Genomic DNA, 20273 nt, shown 5'->3' on the forward strand with positions numbered 1-20273 from the left:
CTTTAGTAGACCACTTCAGCGGGACGGGCAGAAGACTGGACCGGCCGCTGACGTATCGGACTGCTCCGTACCGAACAATTCGACGGCAGCGGTGAGTGTTCGCGCTGCCGCGTCGTACTTGGCAGCGGCGAGATCGTGGCCGGCACCCTCGAAGTCCACGAGCAACGTGGGAGCCGGGACCAGTGCTAGGGCCGAGCGCAGTTCCGAGGTGGTGCCGAACGGATCCTTCGTACCGTGCAGCACCACCGTCGGGATTCGAAGTTCCGGAAGATGTTGAATACGAGCATTTTCCGGCTTGCCCGGCGGGTGCAAGGGATACGACGTCAAGACGAGCCCGTCGACGCAGCCGGGGTGTTCGGCCGCCATCATCGAGCCCTGCCTGCCACCGTAGGAATGACCACCGAACGCGATGAAGCCAGACGTCTCGGCGCGGAGACGGTCGACGGCAGCGGCAATTCCCAGTCGGTCCTCGGCGGAGTGCGACGGGTGGGGCGGCCCCTTGGGCTTACGCACTCGAAACGGTAGATCGAACCGCAACACCGTGAATCCCGCGCCGGCCCATACCGCCGCGATGCGCTGGAGCAGCACCGACTCGCAGTTGCCGCCGGCACCGTGGGTCAGCGCGAGCCCACCCCGTGACGGGATCGACGGTGTGTGCAGAAAAGCGACGCCCCCGCCGAGATCGATCTGGGCGGGGGCATCGGAACCGTCGAGTTCAGGCATCGTTGTGGGACGTTACCTTCTCGTCGGTGTCAGCGGTTTTGGTATCGGTGCTGTCCGATTCACCATCGACGAGTTCACCGTCGTCGCCGACCATGTCGGCGAACGCGGTCCCGGCGACGGTTCCGTTGGTTCCCGGTAGCGACACAGTGGGCCGCGAGCCGGGGCGATAGCGATCGTCGAGTCCCTCTACGGACTTCTTCGCATCCTCGAGGGTGGCGTCGTCGACCGTGGGATCACTCTGGGCATCGTCCGACACGTGCGTGTCCTTCCATCGAAGTGTGTGCGTCATCTCCACTGTGCACTTCTATGGCGTGAATCACCACAACTGATTCGTGAAGCACAAAAAAGACCCCCTCGAAAGGGGGTCTTTTTTGACTGACTGTGGTGCGCGATACTGGGATTGAACCACTGTGCACCGTGACCCACGGTACTGGCCGCGACCACCCGTTGCCCCTGTTCAGCAGTGTAATTGCCAAACACTGACGCATGACCTACGGTGACACATAACGACAGAAAAACACTCCTGTTGGGTCATGTATGGGTCACGAAAGGCAGTCATGGCAGAGAACCGCACACGCGATCGGGACTTCGGAACGATCGATCTGCTGGCATCAGGGAGCGTTCGGGCACGGTTCCGCGCCAATAACGGGAAGCGGTACTCGCAGACGTTCAAGGTCGACCGATCCGGCACCAAGGGCAACGCCGATCGGTCGCGTCGTGAAGCTGAGAAGGCCGCTCGCACCTGGTTGACGGTCCAGCAGGGCCAACTAGCCACGGAGACGTGGAAAGCACCTGAAAGGCAGAAGGCAACCGTCCTGACATTCGGTGAATACGCAGAGTCGTGGATGGAGTCGCGCGACAAGCTGAAGCCGACGACCCGCCAGCACTACCAGCAGTTGCTCGATGACCACATCGTCCCGGTCCTGGGGAAGATTGCGATGGACGAACTGAGTCCGGCCGCGATCCTGCGTTGGCACGGCAAGACGCTCATAGGACGCCCCACTGCTCGCGCGCACGCCTATTCCCTGGTCCGCACTATCTGCGAGACCGCGGTGACGATGGACGTGTTGGAGAAGAATCCGTGCCGCATCGAGGGTGCGGGCTCGGCGAAACGTGCCGTGAAGATTCAACCGGCGTCGTTGGGGGAGCTTGAGACAGTGGCTGCCGCTATGCCCGATCGTCTTCGCCTGATGGTGTTGCTCGCTGCCTGGTGCGCGATGCGGTTCGGAGAGTTGGCGGAGTTGCGCCGCAAGGACATCACGCTACGTGAAGCCACTGACATCAAGACCGGCGCGGCTGTGCACACCGGCGTCATTCGTATCCGTCGTGGCATGACCCGCGCGGACGGGAAGAAGGTCGTGGGAACACCGAAGTCGGAGTCAGGTAAGCGTGACGTGGCGATCCCCCCGCACCTGGTGCCGATGGTCCGTGACCACCTTGCAACCCACACCGACACAGGCGCTGACGCCCTCCTGTTCTCCGCTCTGAATGATTCGACCGAGCACCTGGTGCCGTCGTCGCTGTATCGCGCGTTCTACCCGGCACGGGAGAAGGCGGGCCGTCCTGATCTGCGGTTCCACGATCTTCGCCACACAGGCGCTGTGCTCGCTGCACAGACCGGTGCGACGTTGGCTGAGTTGATGGCCCGTCTCGGACATTCGACGCCCCAGGCGGCGATGAGGTACCAACACGCGGCTGCGGATCGTGACGCCGCGATCGCAGCTGCACTATCCCAGCTGGTTGTCACGTCGACTACTGCAAGCTGATGGGCCGGTACAACCCCTGGAAGCATCTTGGGGAGACGTACCCGCACGTCATCCTGTGTACCGCCTATGAGCTGGAACAGGGCGTCCGCGGACTGGTCCAGGGTGACCGAATATGGCTGTCGAGCACACTCGACCGCGTCGAACGGCGATGCGCGCTCGCTCACGAAATCGTTCACCTTGAGCGGGGCATCGTGCTGGAGGCCAGGGACTCGGTGCACACGCGGGAGGAAGAACGGATCGTCGACACCATCGCGGCGAACCGGTTGATCGACACGGAGTTGCTGACCGAGCTCCGGGCCGCGATGGTGCCTACGGCTGACATCGCGAAGGCGCTCGATGTAACCGAACGCGTCCTGAAATTCGTCTGACCGAATATCACCAGCCGTCGCTGTGGTCCCGGCCCCGACCCCGCGCGATCGCCAACGGCAAATCCCAGCACCGAGGCCGCTCCAAAATCTTCGTGCCGTTGCCAGTTGTCAACACATCTGACTTCGCCGGCCGTGGATCATCCGGCCGCCACGCTGCCACGTTGCCCTGCACCGTCGACATCACCTGCATCAGAGCGTCCGCCAAGTCATCGTGACCGGCCACCTCGGGGACTTCGATGCGCAGTGCGCCGCTCGGCGTCTGCTCGTACTGCAAGGCGTGCAACTGCTTCAACAGCTCGGGGTGCCGGGGGAGTACCAGCCTGCCCTGTTGTAGCAGCAGCTTCACCGACCCGTAGCCCGACGACTTGCGGCGGTTGTCGGTGACGACGGGGGTCACCATTGTCGACCGCCTGTACGGGCCTAATTGTCGATAGATGGTCTCCTGCAATACGGAAGTTGGCATGGCCCCAACACCGTTCGTCTCGCTAACGATTCGATACAGGTCATAGCCTCGCGCTACTGCCGCGATCCTGTCGATGAACGTCGAGTAAGGCATCCTCGCGTGTGCCTCCAACCACGGAATGAAGTAGACGATCTCGTCGCCATGCTTTCCGCGGTTCAACTCCTGGTCGTCGAGCACACCGAGCAGAACCAGTGCGTTCGAGTCGTGGAATCCCCAGTCGACACCTGCCACGGCAAGCTGACCGAAAGCCTTCTCGGGCGGGGTCAGCTCGTACCCGGCAACAGCGCCATCAAGTTCGGCCGCTGAGAAGTAGGCACCCGTGTCGTCCACATACTCCGCCAGCACCTCACGGGCGTAGTCGCGTGAAGTCATCGACGCCTTGAACGTCTCCAACAGAGCAGCATCCACCAGAGGCGAAATGGTCGACGGCCAGTGGAACGACGCGTACATCTCACCAGGTTCCAGCTTGCCCTGACGCCACGTCCTCGCGAAGAAGTGATCCTGCGTCCACGGCGACGACGCCATCACGATCCGCGAACCGGGCCGCGCGACGACAGTGAACTGCGCCGCGGTCCACAATTCTTCCGCCATGAAGTTCGCCTCGTCGATGATGAGCAAATCGATCGACCGACCGCGAACCTGACGAGTCGACGCCGGCACACAGACAATCTCCGAACCGGTGGTCAAGACGATGCGGCTCTTGTTCTCTTCGACCGTCGCACCACGCAACAGCTCGGTATCGAGAAGGTCGACGATCGACGCCAGCAACACCTTCGCGGCCTCTTCGCCCGCCGACAGAATCAGAGTCTTGGAACCCGGCACGCTGAACGCCTGATGCAACGCGAGCATCGCCAGTGTCGACGACTTGCCCGCCTGCCGACCCGACACCACCGTTCGGATACGGGCCGGGCAGTTCGCCACCTCCAACTGATGCGGCCACAGTGGACGCCCGACGATCTTCCGGGCGAACACGTCAATATCGTTGCGGGCGTTACGAATTAAAGTCTTGGCGATTGCAGATGTCATGAGTCCACCTCAGCCATGAGCGTCGCCAGGTCCACCTGAGTCGCTGCCGAATCGCGCTGCAACTTCGCCCGACTCACCGGGTCCATTCCCAACGTCGCCCGCAAAGACGACGCCCTACCCTCGAACGACGGCAACACCTTCGCGGCCGGCACTATCGCCCCGGTCTCGTCGAACATTCCGTGCTCGTCGATCCAGGTGTGCAACAGATCGACCTTCGCCTCGAACCGAGCCCACGCCAACAGGGCAGGCTCGAACGACGGGTCCGACAAGTACGGGCACTGAGCCTTCGCGACCTCCACCCACCGAGCCGCCAACGGGGCAATACGCCGCTCCGAATGAGCACCGTGCGTCACTGCCATCTCGTTGTTCTTCTCGAACGGCGGCCGCTGCCAGGAAGACACAGGGGCCGGAGTGAAAGTCCCGGCCTCCTGCGCTTCCTTGCGGGCGCGCCGAACCGGTGCGCCAGCCACGATCAGGCGATCTTCACGCCGCGCATGACGACGATGGCCTCCGGGTTCACCGGGGCCTGGTCGTACCGAGCAACCACACGCAACGCCTGCTGGTCGTAGTCACCGAACGTCTCCCGCAACAGCGTCACAGTCGGATTCAGGTCACGAACCACGGTGATCTTCGACGGATCGAACAGGACGATCGCAGACTCGTTGTTACCGGTGCCGGTGTTCGCCGGAACGCGGTTCGTCACGATCACGGGATGCCCCAGCAACCGGTACGCGCCGGCCTCCGTCACGTCCGGCTGCACCAGGTAGCGGCCACCCGTGTCTTTGAGTTTGCGGATCTTCACGAAATCACGCGAATGCATGATCCATGCGAGCTTCGTGGGATCGACCTCGGCACCCAACGCCAGGCCCTCTGCGTCGTGGAGAGTGTCGATCGACGGGACACCCACCGCGGCCATCGACTGCACCCCGGTCATCGACAGAATGCCGAGCGGCTGCGTACGGAAGCCGCCGACCACCGCACCATTGCCCGCGATAAACGTGTCGTCCAGTTTCCCTGCAGTGTCGGCCACCATCCGGTCCTGAATGGCCGTCACGGTCTCCACGATCGACTGCCGCGCCAACTCGTTCGAGAACCGGTGCAAGCTCTTCACCGATTTGATGCGAGGGTCCAACAGCAGAACCTCACCGAACGTCGGCTCCGTCTCCGTGATCAGCTCGTTCTCGCCATGCCACACCGGACTCGTGTGACCGGTGTACGTCGGGATACGAACAGGACCGTGACTGTCGATGATCTTCACGCCCGAATTGAGAATCACAGATGCCTTCTGCAACGGCACCGTGACGATGTTGCGCACGTCCTCGGGACTGAGAACTGATGCGCCGGTAGTAGTTGAACCTGCCATGATGAACTCCTGAAATGAGGGTCGCCGGGCAGAGAAGTAGTCAGAGCCCGGCACGGGAAAGGCGCACTGCGCCAAAGGGATTCACGACCCGCGAGCATCAAGCTCAAGCGGATCAGATGAGGTGCCAGACCCCGGTAAAACCAAGCAACAGACTCAGCGCCAGGCCGGTTCCGTCACAGTGACGATACACCCAAACACGAGATGCCCCCGGCTGACACAGCCGAGGGCATCCCGCCGAACACCATCACTCAGACGACTGGAACAAATCCACGAACGCCGACCGACCCGACGCCACATCGGCCTCCACACCATCCGACCGCGCCGGCTGATACGGACCCACTCCACCAAGCGGAGCGCCACCCGCCGACGCCACCCGCGGACCCAGATGCGGCCGCTCCGACACCAACGTCTGCGCCGCCTCCAGATACTTACCCGGATCAGGCTTCCCGTCATCACCGAGCAACGATGCCGAATCGACGAACCGAGTCAGGTCAGACGGGTCCGTCAACACATCCGACAACCCCGCCAACGCCGCACTAGCCGCACGCTCGTTCGCCTCCGTCCGCAACGCATCACGCTCCGCCTTCAAATCCGCGGCCGACTGACGATGACCCGCCGACTCAGACCGCAAATCACCGATCAACTTCTGCGCCCACCCCGGCAACGACGCCACCGTCTCACCGGAACGCGGGGGAGTGCCAGGAACCGGGGCACTCATGACCGACCCTCGGAATCCTCGAGAGTCAGCAACTGCTTCGACTTACGGGCGAACTCGTCGAGCAACGAATCCATGTGATGCAACTGCCGCGGGGTGAACGTCCGCGTCCGCCGCTGCAACCCATGCAACCGGCGCGCCAAATTACCGCGCGCCAACTCCAACAGGTCCGCCCCCTCTCGCGCCGACGGAACGTGATTACCCGGAACGGGATGTGAAGATGTCATGTCAGTCCTACTTTCCGGCCCTGTGAGAGCCACTGTGAGCGATCTTTAGGTGTCAGACGGGTCAGAGTGCCCGCCGACGTCTTGGAGGTACGCAATACGCGTACGTTGCAGCGCGGCCCCAGTCTCAGATTCAGGAACGCCAACCGCGCGGTGATACATGTCCGCGAAAGAAGCCGCGAGCGAAGCGAACGCAAAGATCAGCCGCCCATACTCACTCGGGTCCAACGCCACGATCAGCGCATTCACGTCGGCATACCGGCCATCAGCCGCCAACGACGCCAGGCTCATCGCACTGGTCAACGCCTCATCAGTCAGGGCGTCAGGGTGAGGTTCAGTCATCAGATTCTCCTGTGTCAGTGGTTGTCGACCAGTATCCCGTGCAGGTCAGAGCCGCTATTGAGCAGACATGACCCAACCATGACCTAGTGCACGCGGGGGTTTGACCCACCCCAACCCCGGTGTGTGTTGGGGTTGGTTATTCCGTACGTCCGCACTCTCTAGAGATGAGAGTGCGGACGGACTTACGGTGGGGGTTCGGAAATAGTCCGGAATTAGTCCGGAATTAGTGGACATCAGCTCTCTTCCCCTTCGGTCCAGAGTGCGGCTGTCCTGATGTAGTGGGCGCGTCGTTCGGTGCCTGTGTTTCGGAGGGAGCCGTGTTCGACCAGCAGTTTGAGGGCTTCGTAGAAGGAGGATTTTTTCATGCCGTCTTCTTCTGCGAGGGTGCGGATCGTTGTGGATGAGAGGCCGTCTGAGGTCATTTTGGTCCGGAGTATGTCCATGAGTCGGGCGGCGTTTTTCTCGACTGCGAGGGCGTTATTCCGGACTCCGTTTCCGGAATTACTGTCGTTGGCGATGAAGACGAGTGTGTGGCGTTGTGATTCGGTGGCGTCAGGCATATTTGTGCTGCTCACGGTGTGTTCGATGAGTCGGTAGTGGTAGTCCATGCCTGCGGGTACGTCTTTGTGTTTTTCGACGTGGAGCTTGGCGATGAGTTCGGAGCCTTCGAGGCGTAGGTCGGACCAGACGGCCCCGTCCCATGAGTTGCTGCCGCGTCCTGCTGTACCGGTTCGTGCGCTGTGGTGGACTCCGAGGACTGTGCAGTTGGCGGCGGCCTGGATAGTTTCGGCGGCGTGGATGGCTCTGCCTTGTTCGGTTGCTGAGTTCTCTTCGAGGCCGACTGTGCATCGGGCGCGGGTGTCGAGGATGAGGAGGTCTGCGTCGACATCTCGTACGAGGTCGATTGCGTCTGAGATGTCGACGATGCTTCCGAGTTGGATGGGGCAGGGGAGGATGTACAGCCATCCGTCGAGTTCGGTGGGGTCGACGCCGGATAGTTCGCACCATGCGATGAAGCGGGCTCGTAGGCCGGTTGCGCCTTCGGCTGCTACGTAGACGACTTTGGCGCGTTTGGGGATGCGGTGGCCTTCCCAGTTGCTCATGCCGACTGCGAGTGCGCAGGCCATTCCGCAGGTGGCGAATGATTTGTAGGTTCCTGGTGCGCCGGCGAGTTGGGCGAGGGTGTCGCGGTACAGCACGCCTGAGATGAGGGGTTCGACGTCGCCGAGTTGTTTGAGGTCCGATACGGAGAGCAGTCGGTCTTTGAGTGGGACGCGGGGGATCGTGGTCGTGTCGTCGAGGGGTGGGGGTTCGTCGGGTGGTTGCCAATCGTCGTCGAATGTTGGTGCGCCTGGGATTGCAACGCTCATAGCCACCTGCCTTCGCTGCCCTCGGTGCGTCGTTGCCGGGCGTCGATGGTGTCGAGTGCTTCGGCGATGCGGTGGAGTGAGGCAGCTTTGATGAGTTCGATGTCGGCTCGATCACGTTGTGTTGCAACGTATGTCACTGATCGGAACCGTCGGTTGAGGTCTGCGAGTAGTGCTTCGATGTCAGGCACGTCCGTCACCGGCCCTGTTGTGGGCGGGGTCGCGTCGGCCGCATTCGAGCGGGGGTAGTCGCCATGCTGCGTAGCGTCGTCGTGCGTACTGCTCGCGCAATGCGACGTGTCCGGGCTTGAGTGCCTTAGACTCATGTTCGGATTCGGTGGCTTGGCGGCGACTGCTATCTGTGGAGGGCTTCCCGTGGGTGGGGAGCCCTTCGTCATGTTCAGGTGTCATCGCGGACCGCCTCGGGTGCGGTGCCGTAGCCGGCTTCGCGGAGTAGTTGAGTCATCGCGTCGAGTGGCATCACTGCCAGCCATTGGGAGGGGTCCCCGAGCCCGCGGCGCTTCACGACAAGTACGGCGTGATCTGCGCGGGCCTCGTCTTTCTGCTCGTCAAGCTCCCGGAACCATTCGGGCCAGGCGTAGGCGTGCCGGTCTTTCACCTGGACTGTGATGCCGGGGCAGGCGTGGAGGTCGCCGGCGTCTCGGAAGTATCCGGCGCGTGTGCGTTCGGTGCCGGGGAAGCCATTGCCGCGTAGGTAGTCGCGGACGGCTCGTTCGGCGCGGTCGCCTTTGAGCTTGTTCGCGTTGGTCATGCGATGTGCCCGGTCTGGATGGGGCGAACCAGTTGGTCGAGTTGGTCTAAGTCGACACGGACGAGCTTGCCGCCTACGCGGTAACCGGTGATCTTCCCGTCTGCGATCCATCGCTGGATGGTTCGTTCGGATACGTCGAGGTACTCGGCCGCAACAGGGATTCGAGTGAGCCGGCGTTGTCGACGATCGGATGCGATGGGCATCGTGGCGCTCCAAGGGGTCGAAAAGTGTGCGCCGCCGCTCTCAGTAGAGAGCCATGCGGCGACATCGCGCCTTCCGATTTCGACAGCCATTGGGGCTGTCACCCTGAGCTGTTCCGATGACGTCCTGTTGCCGCAGGACTATCGTCACCGTTCGCCCTGTTCCCGTTGCACCGGGGTCACAGGGCGCTCACTGGTGATGCGCTTTAAGAGTTACACCGATGTCATTCATGTGTCAAGACATGGCGCGCCAAGGCTGAGATTGGGGAGCCGGGAGCTTTCGGCTGTGACCCGCGGTGGCCTCGTTCTGGGTCACGGGTGGGTCAACAAAAAAATCAGGCCCCCTCGAAAGGGGGCCTGACCTGGTCTTTCTTATGGTGCGCGATACTGGGATTGAACCAGTGACCTCTTCCGTGTCAGGGAAGCGCTCTCCCGCTGAGCTAATCGCGCATGTCCTCGCACCGGTCTTGCAACCGACGCACTAGCGAGGTGGAGACGGGAATCGAACCCGTGTGCACGGCTTTGCAGGCCGTTGCCTCACCACTCGGCCACTCCACCATGGGTCGAGACCCTCGAGCGGATGACGGGATTCGAACCCGCGACCCTCACCTTGGCAAGGTGATGCGCTACCACTGCGCCACATCCGCGTACCCCGGAAGCAATCACTGCTGGGCAGTTGCTGTCTCCGTGGTGCGGGGAAAACATTAACCCAACGGGAGTGAAACTCACAAATCTCGTGGTCAGCTGCAGAATCAGCCCAATCGGCACCTGTGAACGATGTGAAATCAGTGGCGTGAGAACACTGTCGAGGCTCGGCGGCTGTGTTCTCGGCGCACGGGCAGGCGATTCGGTTCGCCGCAACACCTCGTGTTAATGTTTTGCCTCGTTCGGTCCCGTGGCTCAGTGGGAGAGCGTCCGCTTCACACGCGGAAGGTCGCTGGTTCGATCCCAGCCGGGACCACAGAGATAGGCGCAGGTCAGCGGTAGTTTCTCCGACTACGCAACGCATGACGTGCAAATAACGTACAAATACCCCCTCCTATCGAGGGGGTATTTCCGTGTAGGGAGGGGGGTGCCGTGGGCGCTGGCGAAACTTTTGTCGAGTTGATGAGAACGCCTGGAGTCGCCGCAATGGTGAGCGCAGCGGCGGCACTGTCCGGTGCCGGGTTCGCCGCGCGCGTCCAACGATCTAATCACCGTGAGGAGTACGACGAGAGGCAAGAAGATCGCGTACGGGCGGCGGTCGTCGATCTGCTCAACAGTCGGTGGACGTGGCCACAGATCGCAAGCAGGTTGGCTGACACGGTCAACGCGTCGGACTACAGAACCGCCGAAGGTCGTTCCGCATTCAAGCTCGCATATGCGCCGATCTTGTCCGAGTTCAACGCGGCGCGTCTGGAGGTTTCCCGAGGCACTGAGAGAGTTCGTTTGGTCACACAGAGCGCCAAGATACTCACTGCCCTTCATCGCATCGATCAGCTGAATCGCGCAGCGTGGAAGCTTGCCGTTAATGAGGGAATCCACCAGCTGGACGAGGATCTGGTCCCAGGAGACCCATTCGACTACTACTCCGAGCAGCTGGTCTCAGCTCTGGACTATCTGTCGAGCGAGACTCGCCGTCTGACCGCCCGGCATGGACTAGATGATCCTCTACAGCCCGAAGATGACGCGAGCCGGAAGACGATTCGGAAGTTCAAAAAGATCGCGAAGCGCGAGGGGTCTGCGTACGCGACCAACGCGGAGGCTGAACTTCCATGGTGGCGCTACTACCCGCGCAAAGCCCGGCAGTACCTCGGCCAGTAGGTACACTTGCATCAGGCGTAGGGCAGGTGCACAGCAAACGATCCCGGTGCATCACCGCACCGAATCGCAGCGCCGACCATCCGGTCGTAGGCCGGATCACCGGTCATCCCGAGTGCGGCGCGGACGGTCCGATCATCCATACGTCCGTCCACGAACAACGCGCCCGCCAGCTTCGTGATCGCGTTCCAGCAGGTTTCGAGCTGGTTCTCGATCGCACGCGGCAAACCCTGATCGCATCGGATCACGTCATCGCAGTCCGATGGGTTGTCCCGCAGGCTTGCGAGGATGCTCGTGAGCGGGGGGTGAGTGCACCGTCACAGAGGCAGACGCCGTGCTCTCCGCCGGACTCAGCGGCGCTGCCGTCTACGTCGGCATGATTCGCGGGCAGAGTCAGAACCGGCTCCACATCGTCGCCGAGAGCCCGGATCAGGCGCGCGGCCAGTTCATCGCCGCGATGGAACGCGAGCGCGCCGACCGCGACCTCGCCACCGCCACCCAAACCGCCGATGCCGCCGTCGCCGGCCTCACCGAGGACGGGCCGGTCAAGCTTCTCAACACCGAACGCGAGCACCTGCGCAAGCCGATCACCAAGGCCGAGAGGGAGGTCGACAAGTGGCAGCAAGCAGTCGAGGCGTTCACCGAACATCGAGAAACACACCGCGCTGAACAAGAAGAGCACGAGACTTCCGTGGTCACGGCCGAGACGAACGCCGAACAGACACTTGCAGGGGTCACGCAGCCGCTGATCGAGCAGGCCACCGCCGACGGCGACGACTACCTGACCGCTCGCTCCACGCTGCGGGAGGCCGAGACCGCGCATCGTGCAGCGGGCAGGCTCAAGAAGCGCACCACCGCCCGCACCCTGAACGAGGCGACCACGAATCACCGAGCCGCCTAGCAGGCGACGTGGGAACGCTGGGGCAGTCTCGCGCAGACCGCTGGGAACGTGGAAGCGTGGGCACGTGCCGTCGCTCGGCAGCATGCGAATGCCGATCGCTCGTGATCGATGCTGACCAACAGGCCGAGGCCGCCCGCACGCCAAGCGTGAACTCGGTGATCGGCAGAGGGCTGAACGCGCTGGTGTCTCGCGTCGCTACTTCACTCGCGACCCCATCGGCAACTACCCAGGGCAAGAACGCGCCGAAGCCGAGCTGGACCGCTGGCGGCATCGGGTAGACAACCTGCGTCGCGACCTGAATCGCGTCGAGAAACGCCCGGTCGAAGAAGCCGCTGACTTCGTTCGCCAACTTCATGCAGAAGCTCAAGTGCGCCGAGCGGCAGCCGAACGCGCCCAGGAGCGGGGGCAATCGCAACTTGCCAACGCTGACTCTGGCCTCACATGGAGGCCACCTCATCGACCTGGGCCGTCGCGTGAGGCCTCGGGAGATAACAAGAGCGCCCTACTTCTCGTTGCTACCGGATATCACCGCAGTCTACGATGACCGAAGACTAGGTCGGAGAAGGGGACACGGTGAAGCTCAACATATTCAGAGTTCCCTCCGACCAATGGGGTCCACTCAAGAAAAAGTTGGCCGAAAAGCAACTTGTGTCAACCAGTGAATTAGAACAAGACGGATGGAGCGGCGACTTCCTGTTCTGCACGCACCCTCCGCCCGGAAATATCCCATGGGTGCAAGACTTCTCTAGTTTCATCGGAGCCAGCAACTACTATAATCGATCCTACTTCGGCGCAATGTTGCTCGAAAAAGAAGATTCGTGTTATGCAATCACGTTCGGCAAGAGTCACTTCTTTGTTCGTCCTTACTGCGACTACGACTTCGGTATCGAGCTGGGAAAACGGATCGCGGATGAACGGGATATCAGTCAGACCGCGGCAAGGCGGTACCAAGGAAAACAGCGAAAAGATATCCGCAGCTTTGCTGAGCAAACCCGCCTCAACGTGCCACCAGGAAACTCTGTTGAATTTCTGCAAGGAAAGATCATCCCTGAGAAGAGCGAGACGTTTGGTCCTAGGGCCAAATTTGGCACATCTGCTTTAGTTGAGTCCGACATTACGCCGGAAGAAGTCGGGTCGCTACTCTCCGCAATCGAAGCTGAAATCAAGGTAAAAGCAAGATTCAAGTTGCCACGCACATTAGTTCTGTCCGACGAAGAAGAGATCACGCGTTACGATGAGAAACTCATCGACGAACTCATGTCTCCCGTAGGCACTTCAGACATTGCGACGGACACCTTCGATCTTTTCGGGGTTGACTTTGTTTTCAGCAGTTCGGGTTCGTTCTCAATAAAATGCGGGCACTTCAAGGCGTGGGACGTTGACCGACTGACGATGAAAGAAGTCAAGGAGTATATCGCGGAGAAAGACATACCCCGCAGCCGAGTGCTTTCACTGAAGGTTACTCATCGCCGCGAGAACGATCCCGACTTCACTCAGTCGATCAAAGAAGCCGTAGATTTTATCTGCGATGAGGATCGAGTCGTTCTCCGCGGGGGCAAGTGGCTCAAGTTTAATGAGGACTACCTGGAAGCGCTAGACGCCGCGATACGCAGAATCGCAGTGGAAGAGACTGAGCCGGATCTGGTAGAGACCAAATTGACTGAAGGCGAGTTCAATGGCTCCCTCTCTCACCACGGCTACGAGGTTGCGGATAAAGACTTCGATATTCTCAAGACATCCGGTAAGGCGCCTTCCGAGGCATGGGATCTGCAACGGGACGAGACGGTATACGCGGTCAAGTTTGGTACGCCTCAGAAGCTCAATTATGTTGTTGATCAAGCGAGCAGTGTCCTTGAGTTGATTCACAACGGCGCAAATCTCTACCCGATACCGCCTTTTAGGCGGTATTGCTTGTGGTTCGGCTACCGTGCTAAGCGACGTCCGGACTCGCTAGCTGACTCCGGATCCATCATCCTAAAGCAGAAAGTGGAAGCCTGGGCGCGGCAATGCGAGAACGTCGGGTTCATGCCGGTAATCAAGCTAAGTCGAAAAATGCACGGGGAGTATGATTCACCTGATTGAGGCCGTTGTGCGCAAATAGCCTTCGCCGCACTGTTGCCCGCTTTACGATGTCTAAGGTGCGCTAGAGACACCTGACTGCGTGATGTGAACACTAACTCGGTCTACATTCAGAATCGACACGTCTACTCCGACCGCGGTATCAGGTCTAAAAAGTGCGAAGTTCATCCCATCACTAACCGAACTACGATAAAGAACGCCGTCGAACCCACTCTTCTTGATAAACTCGCACAAATATTGGCTTGGTATGTACTCAAAAGCTGCTCCGCTTGGAAGGACTGGTTTAGTAAGCTCTTCTCCTAAGCGCTCCAGCAGAGGGAGGTCAGCGCGAAGCTGGCTGATCTCTTCGGCATCAGACAGGATGAATGGAGATACTTGCGCTCGCGGATCGCGAAGGTCGACAGCACGAATAGCGGGGACGGCGAATTTTGCCACGCAGGCCTGTTCTCCGGTGTGGGGTCGAATCTCCGCCACCGCAGTTTCGGGTTCTGATCCCAGGTAGAGATATCGGATTCCGGCTGGATTTGCGCGCCCATGCCCTGCGCGGTGGTGCGGGGGCGCGCCCATCTTCTCGATGGGGTACGGCTCTTCGTCGGAGAGCAGTCGTGCGCGGAACCACGTCTCGGGCAGATCTTCTGCCGGGGCGATAAGCAGATCAAGTAGCTGCCTGAGGCGTTCGAGATCGATGGGTTCATCTAGGAACCAGCGGTTCCGATGCATCATCTCGTCACGGAGGTCATCCCAGCGTCTGAGACTCTCGTTCTCGTAGTGGTCGGAAGGCCTGAACGCCATGCGGACAATTTCTCCGTTGTCAAGAACGTCCGCGAGAAGTTCCTTTGCGTGCGCGTCGTCCATCACGGGGTGTCCGAACAGCCGCCAATCGTCGCGAAGCCAGTCCACCAGTGGACGTCCTTCGTTGTCGACCGTGTAGACGTCGATGAGCATTTCAAAAAACTGGCGTAGTTGAGAGGGCTCGACCAGTTTCACGGATGTAGTGCGGCAGTAGTCACACGCCCGCGCATCGTCCGGCGCGATACCGGTGGAAAGGCTCGGAATGATGCTGTTTCTCAGGCCCGGATCGCCAAAGCACTCGGAGCAGCAGTACTTTTCAGGCATTGGCCTCGAGGTTGTGATAGTTGGCAAGTGTTTCCAAGTGGTGCTTTATCGACAGCTTTTTCACGTAGCCCAGGCCCGGGAAATGGCCCCTGGTGTGTAGGTCGCGGAACTCCCTGATCGCACTAGTTTCAACTAGTTTCGAGTCTCCCTTGTCCAACCGCCAGATTAGCTTTGCCAGGGCTTGCGCGAATTTCCCAGCTGGGTCTGTGGGGGTGTCGTTCGTATCTGAGACGAAGTGGTAGATGAACATCGCTTGGTCGTGATTTGGGTCGATGTACGTGAGGTGGATTGCGACCGCATAAGCAGGTCCTCCACCTTCGCTGTAGTTGTCTCCGACGGTGAGGAAGTCGCCATAGCCGTCCATGCCCATGTCGCGGTAGGTGATGTGGAGGTCAGAAAAGTTATCGACCTCATGGTAGTCGGCATTTCTCTTGCGTTCGAATCCGTCGCGGATGAGGATTCGCGTGCTGCCAATGAAGTGCCTTCGATACAGCATGTTTGTTTGATCCTCAATGAATACATTGCGGACGTTGCTCATCCTGCTGTCAAGAGACCCGGCTACAGTCCGCGCTTCGGTGAACCCGGCATGGACAACTGCGGTGTTCTGTTCGGCGTGCGCAGAAAGCAGCGTGGCGGCCTCATCGGAACTCGTGTCGTTCCTAAGCAAAATTCCTGCCGACACCGCGTCGATCCCTCGATAATCTCGTTCCAGAAGGGTCGAAATGCTGTCGCCATTGCCTCTGTGATCTCCATGTCGCGGATTCACGACTACTATTGCCTGTGCTCCTGCGTCGGTGAGCGACCGGAGCGTCCGTTCGAGTCCGCCCAGCGACTCACGCACTGGTTCAATAATCGGAACGAAGCTCGCAGAGGCGATAAGTGAAGCCGACTCGCGGATGGCAATTAACTCAAACTGCTTGCCACGAAAGTAGGGGTAGTACATGCATCACTCATTTCCACGCGAGGGCTACGTCCAGAGGCGTATCGACTGCTTCTTTTATTCGAGGCCGATCTGCATCCGTTACGTTTGTTGAAAGTGCGGCAGCCCTGAGAGACTTGGGGACCGAGCGGACGAACTCGGACATCGTGGATTGCGAGCGACTTTGCTTCAGCGTGGTAACCATCTGACGATGCAAGAGTGTCGGATCTAGATCAACGAAAAGCCTGCGCAGCTCGCCACGCAGTTGAGTGTTTGGCACCGCTGGTGCCTCAATCCCAAGCGACCGCAGGACCGAAACAGCTTCAGAAGCACGGAGAGTCTCCAAGATCATCAGCGGTGATGTCTGATCAGGGCGATTCTGCGCTTCTCGCTCTGTCTGCAACGTGAAACGTCGCGATAGAACAAGTACGCCGATATCGGCGGGAGTGCTGGATAGAACTTCCTTGAGGTGGACAGGGCTGACAACAACGTTGACTGCGGCAAATACCTGTCGGTAGTTGTTGAGTTGGTTGCGCAGCCGGTTCAGTGAGTCGCGCTCTGACTTGATCTCGTAAGCGGTCGACGTTCCGTTCAAAACCACGACATCTGCCTTACACTGACCAGCCCGTGCCTCGCTGAGAATAGTGGCAGTGTTTAGCGAGTGGCGCCCGAGGACGATCTTTTGGGTGATAGCGGATCTGTAGATGTACTCGTCACGAACACCGCACTCTTTCAAAACATCAAACGCTTGATCGAAGACGTTTCCAACAGTCGCTTTCGGAGCGGCCCGTGTTGCGATGCTGGATTGCTCGATGAGTCGCGAGAAGAGCGGGGATCGTGCCCGTCGTCCAAACTCCCGAAAAACGGTTGCTGAGAATATGCGAGTGAGCGCGGAGAGTTCATTCTTATCGCGATTCACCGTCTTCTCCCATCACGTGATCGGTGCTGAGCGCACATCCGCCATCTGTCTAAGACTACCGCGCGGAGCTTGGTGCCAGTCTGAGGCGCGCTATGGGTAGGCTCGGACGGTAAGCGGCGGGTCGCACCTTAGCGGTGTCGAGTTTCCGATGTCGCTCGTCACTGGGTGTACGCACCTGAGCGAGACGCACCACCCGAACAAAATCGGTCGCGACGTTGAGTTGAGCAGTGGGCGGCCCAAGCTGGGTCAGGCCAGTAAGTCTTTGGTGCGATCCCTCACCGTCGCTCGGTGCACGTTGAACCGCTTGGCGATCGACAGGACGCTCTCACCGCTGGCTCGGGCGGTTCGGATAGCGTCCACTTCGCTATCGGTCAGCGGTCGGTGTTCGAGACCGTCTCGTTGGGTTCGACACCACCCCCCCGGCACGGGCTCAGGTGCCGGTGGCTGCTCGCTCGCGATGACCCGTTCCGCCTGCTCCCACGCCGAAGTGAGCCGTTTCAGGCGACGTTGGGTGTTCGGTTCGATCCCAGCCGGGACCACAGAAAAGAAGGCCCGCACCGCCCGTCGGTGCGGGCCTTCTCGTGTTCGAGGTCGGTAACCTTGGTCGGTGAGCAGCGAACGATCGAAGCCCGAGACCGTCGAGCAGACTCCGGTGCACAAGGCGAAGGTGAAGCACCGTCGGTTTCGAGCGCGCATTGCCGAGAACAAGTCCCTCGATCTCGGCTACCGAATCACGGTCGGCGTGGTCGGAACGCTGGTGCTGGCGCTGGGTGTGGTGGCCATTCCCTACCCGGGGCCGGGCTGGCTGATCGTGTTCGCCGGCCTCGGAATTCTGGCCTCGGAATTCGCGTGGGCCAAGAGCGCCCTGCGATTCGTTCGCAAGCGGTACGACGAGTTCATGGACTGGTTCTCCACGCAGTCGTTCGTGATCAAAGGAATCGGTGTGCTGTTCACCACCGTGGTCGTGGTCCTGACGCTGTGGTTGCTCGGCACGTTCGCACTGGTCGGAGGCTGGTTCGGCATCGACTGGGGTTGGCTCGCCAGTCCGATCTGACGGACGCGCCGCGCTGAAGGTCGATCAGTGGGCTGTTGCCGATAGGCTGTCGGAGGCCTTCCTGGCCAGAAGAACCGATCGAGGAGTATATCGCTGTGAGCATGCCCGCTGTCGTCACCGTTCCACCCGCCCGCATCATGGTGCCGGCAGGAACGACGGCAGGTACGGCGCTCCGCGAGACCGGATTGCCCAACAAGGGACCGGAGGCCATCGTCGTCGTGCGAGATGCCGACGGCAGGCTCCGTGATCTCTCGTGGGCACCGGAGGTCGACGTCGAGGTCGAGCCGGTTCCGGCGAACACGGAGGACGGGCGCAGCGTCATCAGGCATTCGGCCGCACACGTGTTGGCGCAGGCCGTCCAAGAGCTCTTTCCCGCCGCCAAGCTGGGTATCGGACCGTTCATCAAGGACGGCTTCTATTACGACTTCGACGTCGAGCAGCCGTTCACGCCCGAGGATCTGACCGCCCTCGAGAAGAAAATGAAGCAGATCGTCAAAGCCGGCCAGCGCTTTTCGCGCCGGGTCTACGAATCCGTCGAGCAGGCACGCGAGGAACTTGCGAACGAGCCGTACAAGCTCGAACTGATCGACGACAAGTCCGGCATCGACGATCCGGAGATCATGGAGGTCGGTGGGGGAGAGCTGACCGCATACGACAACCTCAATCCCCGGACCGGCGAGCGCATCTGGGGAGATCTGTGCCGTGGTCCGCACATCCCCACCACGAAGTACGTGCCCGCGTTCAAGCTCACCCGTAGTTCGGCCGCGTACTGGCGCGGTAATCAGGACAACGCGGGCCTGCAGCGCATCTACGGAACTGCGTGGGAGTCCGCCGAGGCACTCGATGCCTATCTCGAACTGCTGGCCGAGGCCGAGCGTCGCGATCATCGCAAGCTCGGGTCCGAGCTCGACCTGTTCAGTTTCCCCGATGAACTGGGATCCGGCCTGCCGGTGTTCCACCCCAAGGGCGGTGTGATTCGCAACGAGCTGGAGAACTACTCACGCCAGCGGCACATCGAGGAGGGGTACGAGTTCGTCAACACCCCGCACATCACCAAGGGGCACCTCTACGAGGTATCGGGTCACCTCGACTGGTACAGGGACGGCATGTTCCCGGCGATGCACCTGGACGCCGAACTCGACGAGAACGGCGAGGTACGCAAGCCCGGCCAGGACTACTACCTCAAGCCGATGAACTGCCCGATGCACAATCTGATCTTCCGTTCCCGCGGCCGCTCGTACCGTGAACTGCCGTTGCGACTGTTCGAGTTCGGGTCGGTCTACCGCTACGAGAAGTCCGGTGTCATCCACGGTCTGACCAGGGTGCGAGGCATGACCCAGGACGACGCGCACATCTTCTGCACCCGCGAGCAGATGCGCGGCGAGCTCACCAGCACCCTGCAATTCGTTCTCGGCCTGCTCAAGGACTACGGCCTGGACGATTTCTACCTCGAACTCTCCACTCGCAACCCGGAGAAGTCGGTCGGTAGCGACGAGGTCTGGGAAGAGGCGACCAACACCCTGGCGGAGGTTGCGGCTGCCTCGGGGCTCGATCTCGTGCCCGATCCGGGCGGTGCCGCGTTCTACGGACCGAAGATCTCGGTGCAGGCAAAAGATGCACTCGGGCGCACCTGGCAGATGTCGACCATTCAGCTCGATTTCAACCTCCCCGAACGGTTCGAGCTCGAATACACCGCGTCGGGTGGCACCAAGGAACGCCCGGTGATGATTCACCGAGCACTGTTCGGGTCCATCGAGCGCTTCTTCGGCGTACTCACCGAGCACTACGCAGGTGCGTTCCCGGCGTGGCTCGCGCCGGTGCAGGTCGTCGGTATTCCGGTGGCCGAGGTGCACCAGGATCACCTGTTCGCGGTGGTGAACGAATTGAAGAAGCGCGGCGTGCGCGCAGAGGTGGACGCCAGTGACGACCGGATGCAGAAGAAGATCTTCAATCAGACCGCACAGAAGATCCCCTTCATGCTTCTCGCCGGTGAGCGTGATGTCGAAGCGGGAGCGGTGAGCTTCCGCTTCCGGGACGGCACACAGGTCAACGGTGTTCCGGTTGCACAGGCAGTCGCCACGATCACCGACTGGATCTCGCAGCGCAACAACGCGTCACCGACCGCCGACCTCGTGCAGACCAGTGGAGTGAGCTGA

23 protein-coding genes and 4 tRNA genes are annotated in these 20273 nt (G+C 60.8%); 8 read left to right on the forward strand and 19 right to left on the reverse strand.

Annotated features, from left to right (window positions below; all coding sequences use genetic code 11):
* Positions 1-15: 15 nt before the first annotated feature.
* Complete coding sequence (locus J1M87_RS05085; RefSeq protein ID WP_206488375.1) at positions 16-723, reverse strand: alpha/beta family hydrolase; 708 nt, start codon at positions 721-723, stop codon at positions 16-18.
* Positions 716-979 (reverse strand): hypothetical protein, encoded by a 264-nt coding sequence (locus J1M87_RS05090; RefSeq protein ID WP_206488816.1) that lies wholly within the window; start codon positions 977-979, stop codon positions 716-718. The genes J1M87_RS05085 and J1M87_RS05090 overlap by 8 nt, the downstream gene beginning before the upstream one ends.
* Before the next feature lie 301 nt (positions 980-1280).
* Here J1M87_RS05090 and J1M87_RS05095 point away from each other — a divergent pair, with 301 nt between their 5' ends.
* Together J1M87_RS05095 and J1M87_RS05100 are read left to right on the forward strand one after the other, a co-directional pair.
* Complete coding sequence (locus J1M87_RS05095) at positions 1281-2489, forward strand: site-specific integrase (protein WP_206488377.1); 1209 nt, start codon at positions 1281-1283, stop codon at positions 2487-2489.
* Positions 2489-2857, forward strand: a complete 369-nt coding sequence (locus J1M87_RS05100) for an ImmA/IrrE family metallo-endopeptidase (RefSeq protein ID WP_206488379.1) — start codon at positions 2489-2491, stop codon at positions 2855-2857. The genes J1M87_RS05095 and J1M87_RS05100 overlap by 1 nt, the downstream gene beginning before the upstream one ends.
* A gap of 7 nt (positions 2858-2864) precedes the next feature.
* On the opposite strand, the gene J1M87_RS05105 is transcribed toward J1M87_RS05100, so the two are convergent.
* The 13 genes from J1M87_RS05105 to J1M87_RS05165 all read right to left on the reverse strand — a co-directional run bounded on the left by J1M87_RS05105 (position 2865) and on the right by J1M87_RS05165 (position 9976).
* Positions 2865-4346 carry a terminase large subunit domain-containing protein gene (locus tag J1M87_RS05105; RefSeq protein ID WP_206488380.1) on the reverse strand — a complete coding sequence of 494 codons (1482 nt, stop codon included), beginning with the start codon at positions 4344-4346 and terminating at the stop codon, positions 2865-2867.
* Positions 4343-4816 (reverse strand): hypothetical protein, encoded by a 474-nt coding sequence (locus J1M87_RS05110; RefSeq protein ID WP_241256323.1) that lies wholly within the window; start codon positions 4814-4816, stop codon positions 4343-4345. The genes J1M87_RS05105 and J1M87_RS05110 overlap by 4 nt, the downstream gene beginning before the upstream one ends.
* A gap of 2 nt (positions 4817-4818) precedes the next feature.
* Positions 4819-5709: a phage major capsid protein gene (locus tag J1M87_RS05115; RefSeq protein WP_206488381.1), complete on the reverse strand. Its 891-nt coding sequence runs from the start codon at positions 5707-5709 to the stop codon at positions 4819-4821.
* Between the two features lie 244 nt (positions 5710-5953).
* Entirely contained in the window at positions 5954-6427 is a 474-nt protein-coding gene (locus tag J1M87_RS05120; RefSeq protein WP_206488382.1) for a hypothetical protein, read from the reverse strand.
* A complete protein-coding gene (locus J1M87_RS05125; protein WP_206488383.1) occupies positions 6424-6651 on the reverse strand; it encodes a hypothetical protein in 228 nt (75 codons plus the stop codon). The genes J1M87_RS05120 and J1M87_RS05125 overlap by 4 nt, the downstream gene beginning before the upstream one ends.
* 45 nt (positions 6652-6696) lie before the next feature.
* Positions 6697-6990 (reverse strand): hypothetical protein, encoded by a 294-nt coding sequence (locus J1M87_RS05130; RefSeq protein ID WP_206488384.1) that lies wholly within the window; start codon positions 6988-6990, stop codon positions 6697-6699.
* Positions 6991-7223: 233 nt separating this feature from the next.
* Entirely contained in the window at positions 7224-8360 is a 1137-nt protein-coding gene (locus J1M87_RS05135; RefSeq protein WP_206488385.1) for an AAA family ATPase, read from the reverse strand.
* Complete coding sequence (locus tag J1M87_RS05140) at positions 8357-8497, reverse strand: hypothetical protein (RefSeq protein WP_206488386.1); 141 nt, start codon at positions 8495-8497, stop codon at positions 8357-8359. Before J1M87_RS05140 ends, J1M87_RS05135 begins: the two co-directional genes overlap by 4 nt.
* A gap of 260 nt (positions 8498-8757) precedes the next feature.
* Positions 8758-9129, reverse strand: coding sequence for a hypothetical protein (locus tag J1M87_RS05145; protein ID WP_206488387.1), 372 nt, complete (start codon positions 9127-9129; stop codon positions 8758-8760).
* Positions 9126-9332, reverse strand: a complete 207-nt coding sequence (locus J1M87_RS05150) for an excisionase family DNA-binding protein (protein ID WP_206488388.1) — start codon at positions 9330-9332, stop codon at positions 9126-9128. Before J1M87_RS05150 ends, J1M87_RS05145 begins: the two co-directional genes overlap by 4 nt.
* Before the next feature lie 372 nt (positions 9333-9704).
* Positions 9705-9779: transfer RNA gene (locus tag J1M87_RS05155), tRNA-Val, on the reverse strand.
* A 37-nt stretch (positions 9780-9816) separates the two neighbouring features.
* A tRNA-Cys gene (locus J1M87_RS05160) sits at positions 9817-9887 on the reverse strand.
* 17 nt (positions 9888-9904) lie between these two features.
* Positions 9905-9976 (reverse strand) — tRNA-Gly (locus tag J1M87_RS05165).
* A gap of 242 nt (positions 9977-10218) precedes the next feature.
* Here J1M87_RS05165 and J1M87_RS05170 point away from each other — a divergent pair.
* Positions 10219-10290, forward strand: a tRNA-Val gene (locus J1M87_RS05170).
* 146 nt (positions 10291-10436) lie between these two features.
* Complete coding sequence (locus J1M87_RS05175) at positions 10437-11132, forward strand: hypothetical protein (protein ID WP_206488389.1); 696 nt, start codon at positions 10437-10439, stop codon at positions 11130-11132.
* An 11-nt stretch (positions 11133-11143) separates the two neighbouring features.
* On the opposite strand, the gene J1M87_RS05180 is transcribed toward J1M87_RS05175, so the two are convergent.
* Complete coding sequence (locus J1M87_RS05180; RefSeq protein WP_206488390.1) at positions 11144-11356, reverse strand: hypothetical protein; 213 nt, start codon at positions 11354-11356, stop codon at positions 11144-11146.
* A gap of 107 nt (positions 11357-11463) precedes the next feature.
* Here J1M87_RS05180 and J1M87_RS05185 point away from each other — a divergent pair, with 107 nt between their 5' ends.
* Both J1M87_RS05185 and J1M87_RS05190 read left to right on the forward strand, forming a co-directional pair.
* Positions 11464-12030: a hypothetical protein gene (locus tag J1M87_RS05185; RefSeq protein ID WP_206488391.1), complete on the forward strand. Its 567-nt coding sequence runs from the start codon at positions 11464-11466 to the stop codon at positions 12028-12030.
* A gap of 573 nt (positions 12031-12603) precedes the next feature.
* The gene (locus J1M87_RS05190) at positions 12604-14112 is read left to right on the forward strand and encodes a DUF6119 family protein (protein ID WP_206488392.1); all 1509 of its coding nucleotides are present in this window, start codon (positions 12604-12606) and stop codon (positions 14110-14112) included.
* 51 nt (positions 14113-14163) lie between these two features.
* On the opposite strand, the gene J1M87_RS05195 is transcribed toward J1M87_RS05190, so the two are convergent.
* From J1M87_RS05195 to J1M87_RS05205, 3 genes are read right to left on the reverse strand one after another with little or no spacing between them, the layout of a single operon-like run.
* On the reverse strand, positions 14164-15225 hold the full coding sequence (locus tag J1M87_RS05195; RefSeq protein ID WP_206488393.1) for an RES family NAD+ phosphorylase: 1062 nt from the start codon (positions 15223-15225) through the stop codon (positions 14164-14166).
* Entirely contained in the window at positions 15218-16168 is a 951-nt protein-coding gene (locus J1M87_RS05200; protein ID WP_206488394.1) for a sce7725 family protein, read from the reverse strand. The genes J1M87_RS05195 and J1M87_RS05200 overlap by 8 nt, the downstream gene beginning before the upstream one ends.
* Positions 16169-16175: 7 nt before the next feature.
* Complete coding sequence (locus J1M87_RS05205; RefSeq protein WP_206488396.1) at positions 16176-17063, reverse strand: sce7726 family protein; 888 nt, start codon at positions 17061-17063, stop codon at positions 16176-16178.
* A 652-nt stretch (positions 17064-17715) separates the two neighbouring features.
* On the opposite strand from J1M87_RS05205, the gene J1M87_RS05210 reads away from it, so the two are divergent.
* Both J1M87_RS05210 and thrS read left to right on the forward strand, forming a co-directional pair.
* Positions 17716-18117, forward strand: coding sequence for a TIGR02611 family protein (locus J1M87_RS05210; protein WP_374222360.1), 402 nt, complete (start codon positions 17716-17718; stop codon positions 18115-18117).
* 101 nt (positions 18118-18218) lie between these two features.
* Entirely contained in the window at positions 18219-20273 is a 2055-nt protein-coding gene (gene thrS / locus J1M87_RS05215; RefSeq protein WP_206488780.1) for a threonine--tRNA ligase, read from the forward strand.

The sequence above is a fragment of the Rhodococcus sp. KRD162 genome (genome assembly GCF_017168335.1).
In the GTDB taxonomy this organism is placed as follows: Bacteria; Actinomycetota; Actinomycetes; order Mycobacteriales; family Mycobacteriaceae; genus Rhodococcoides.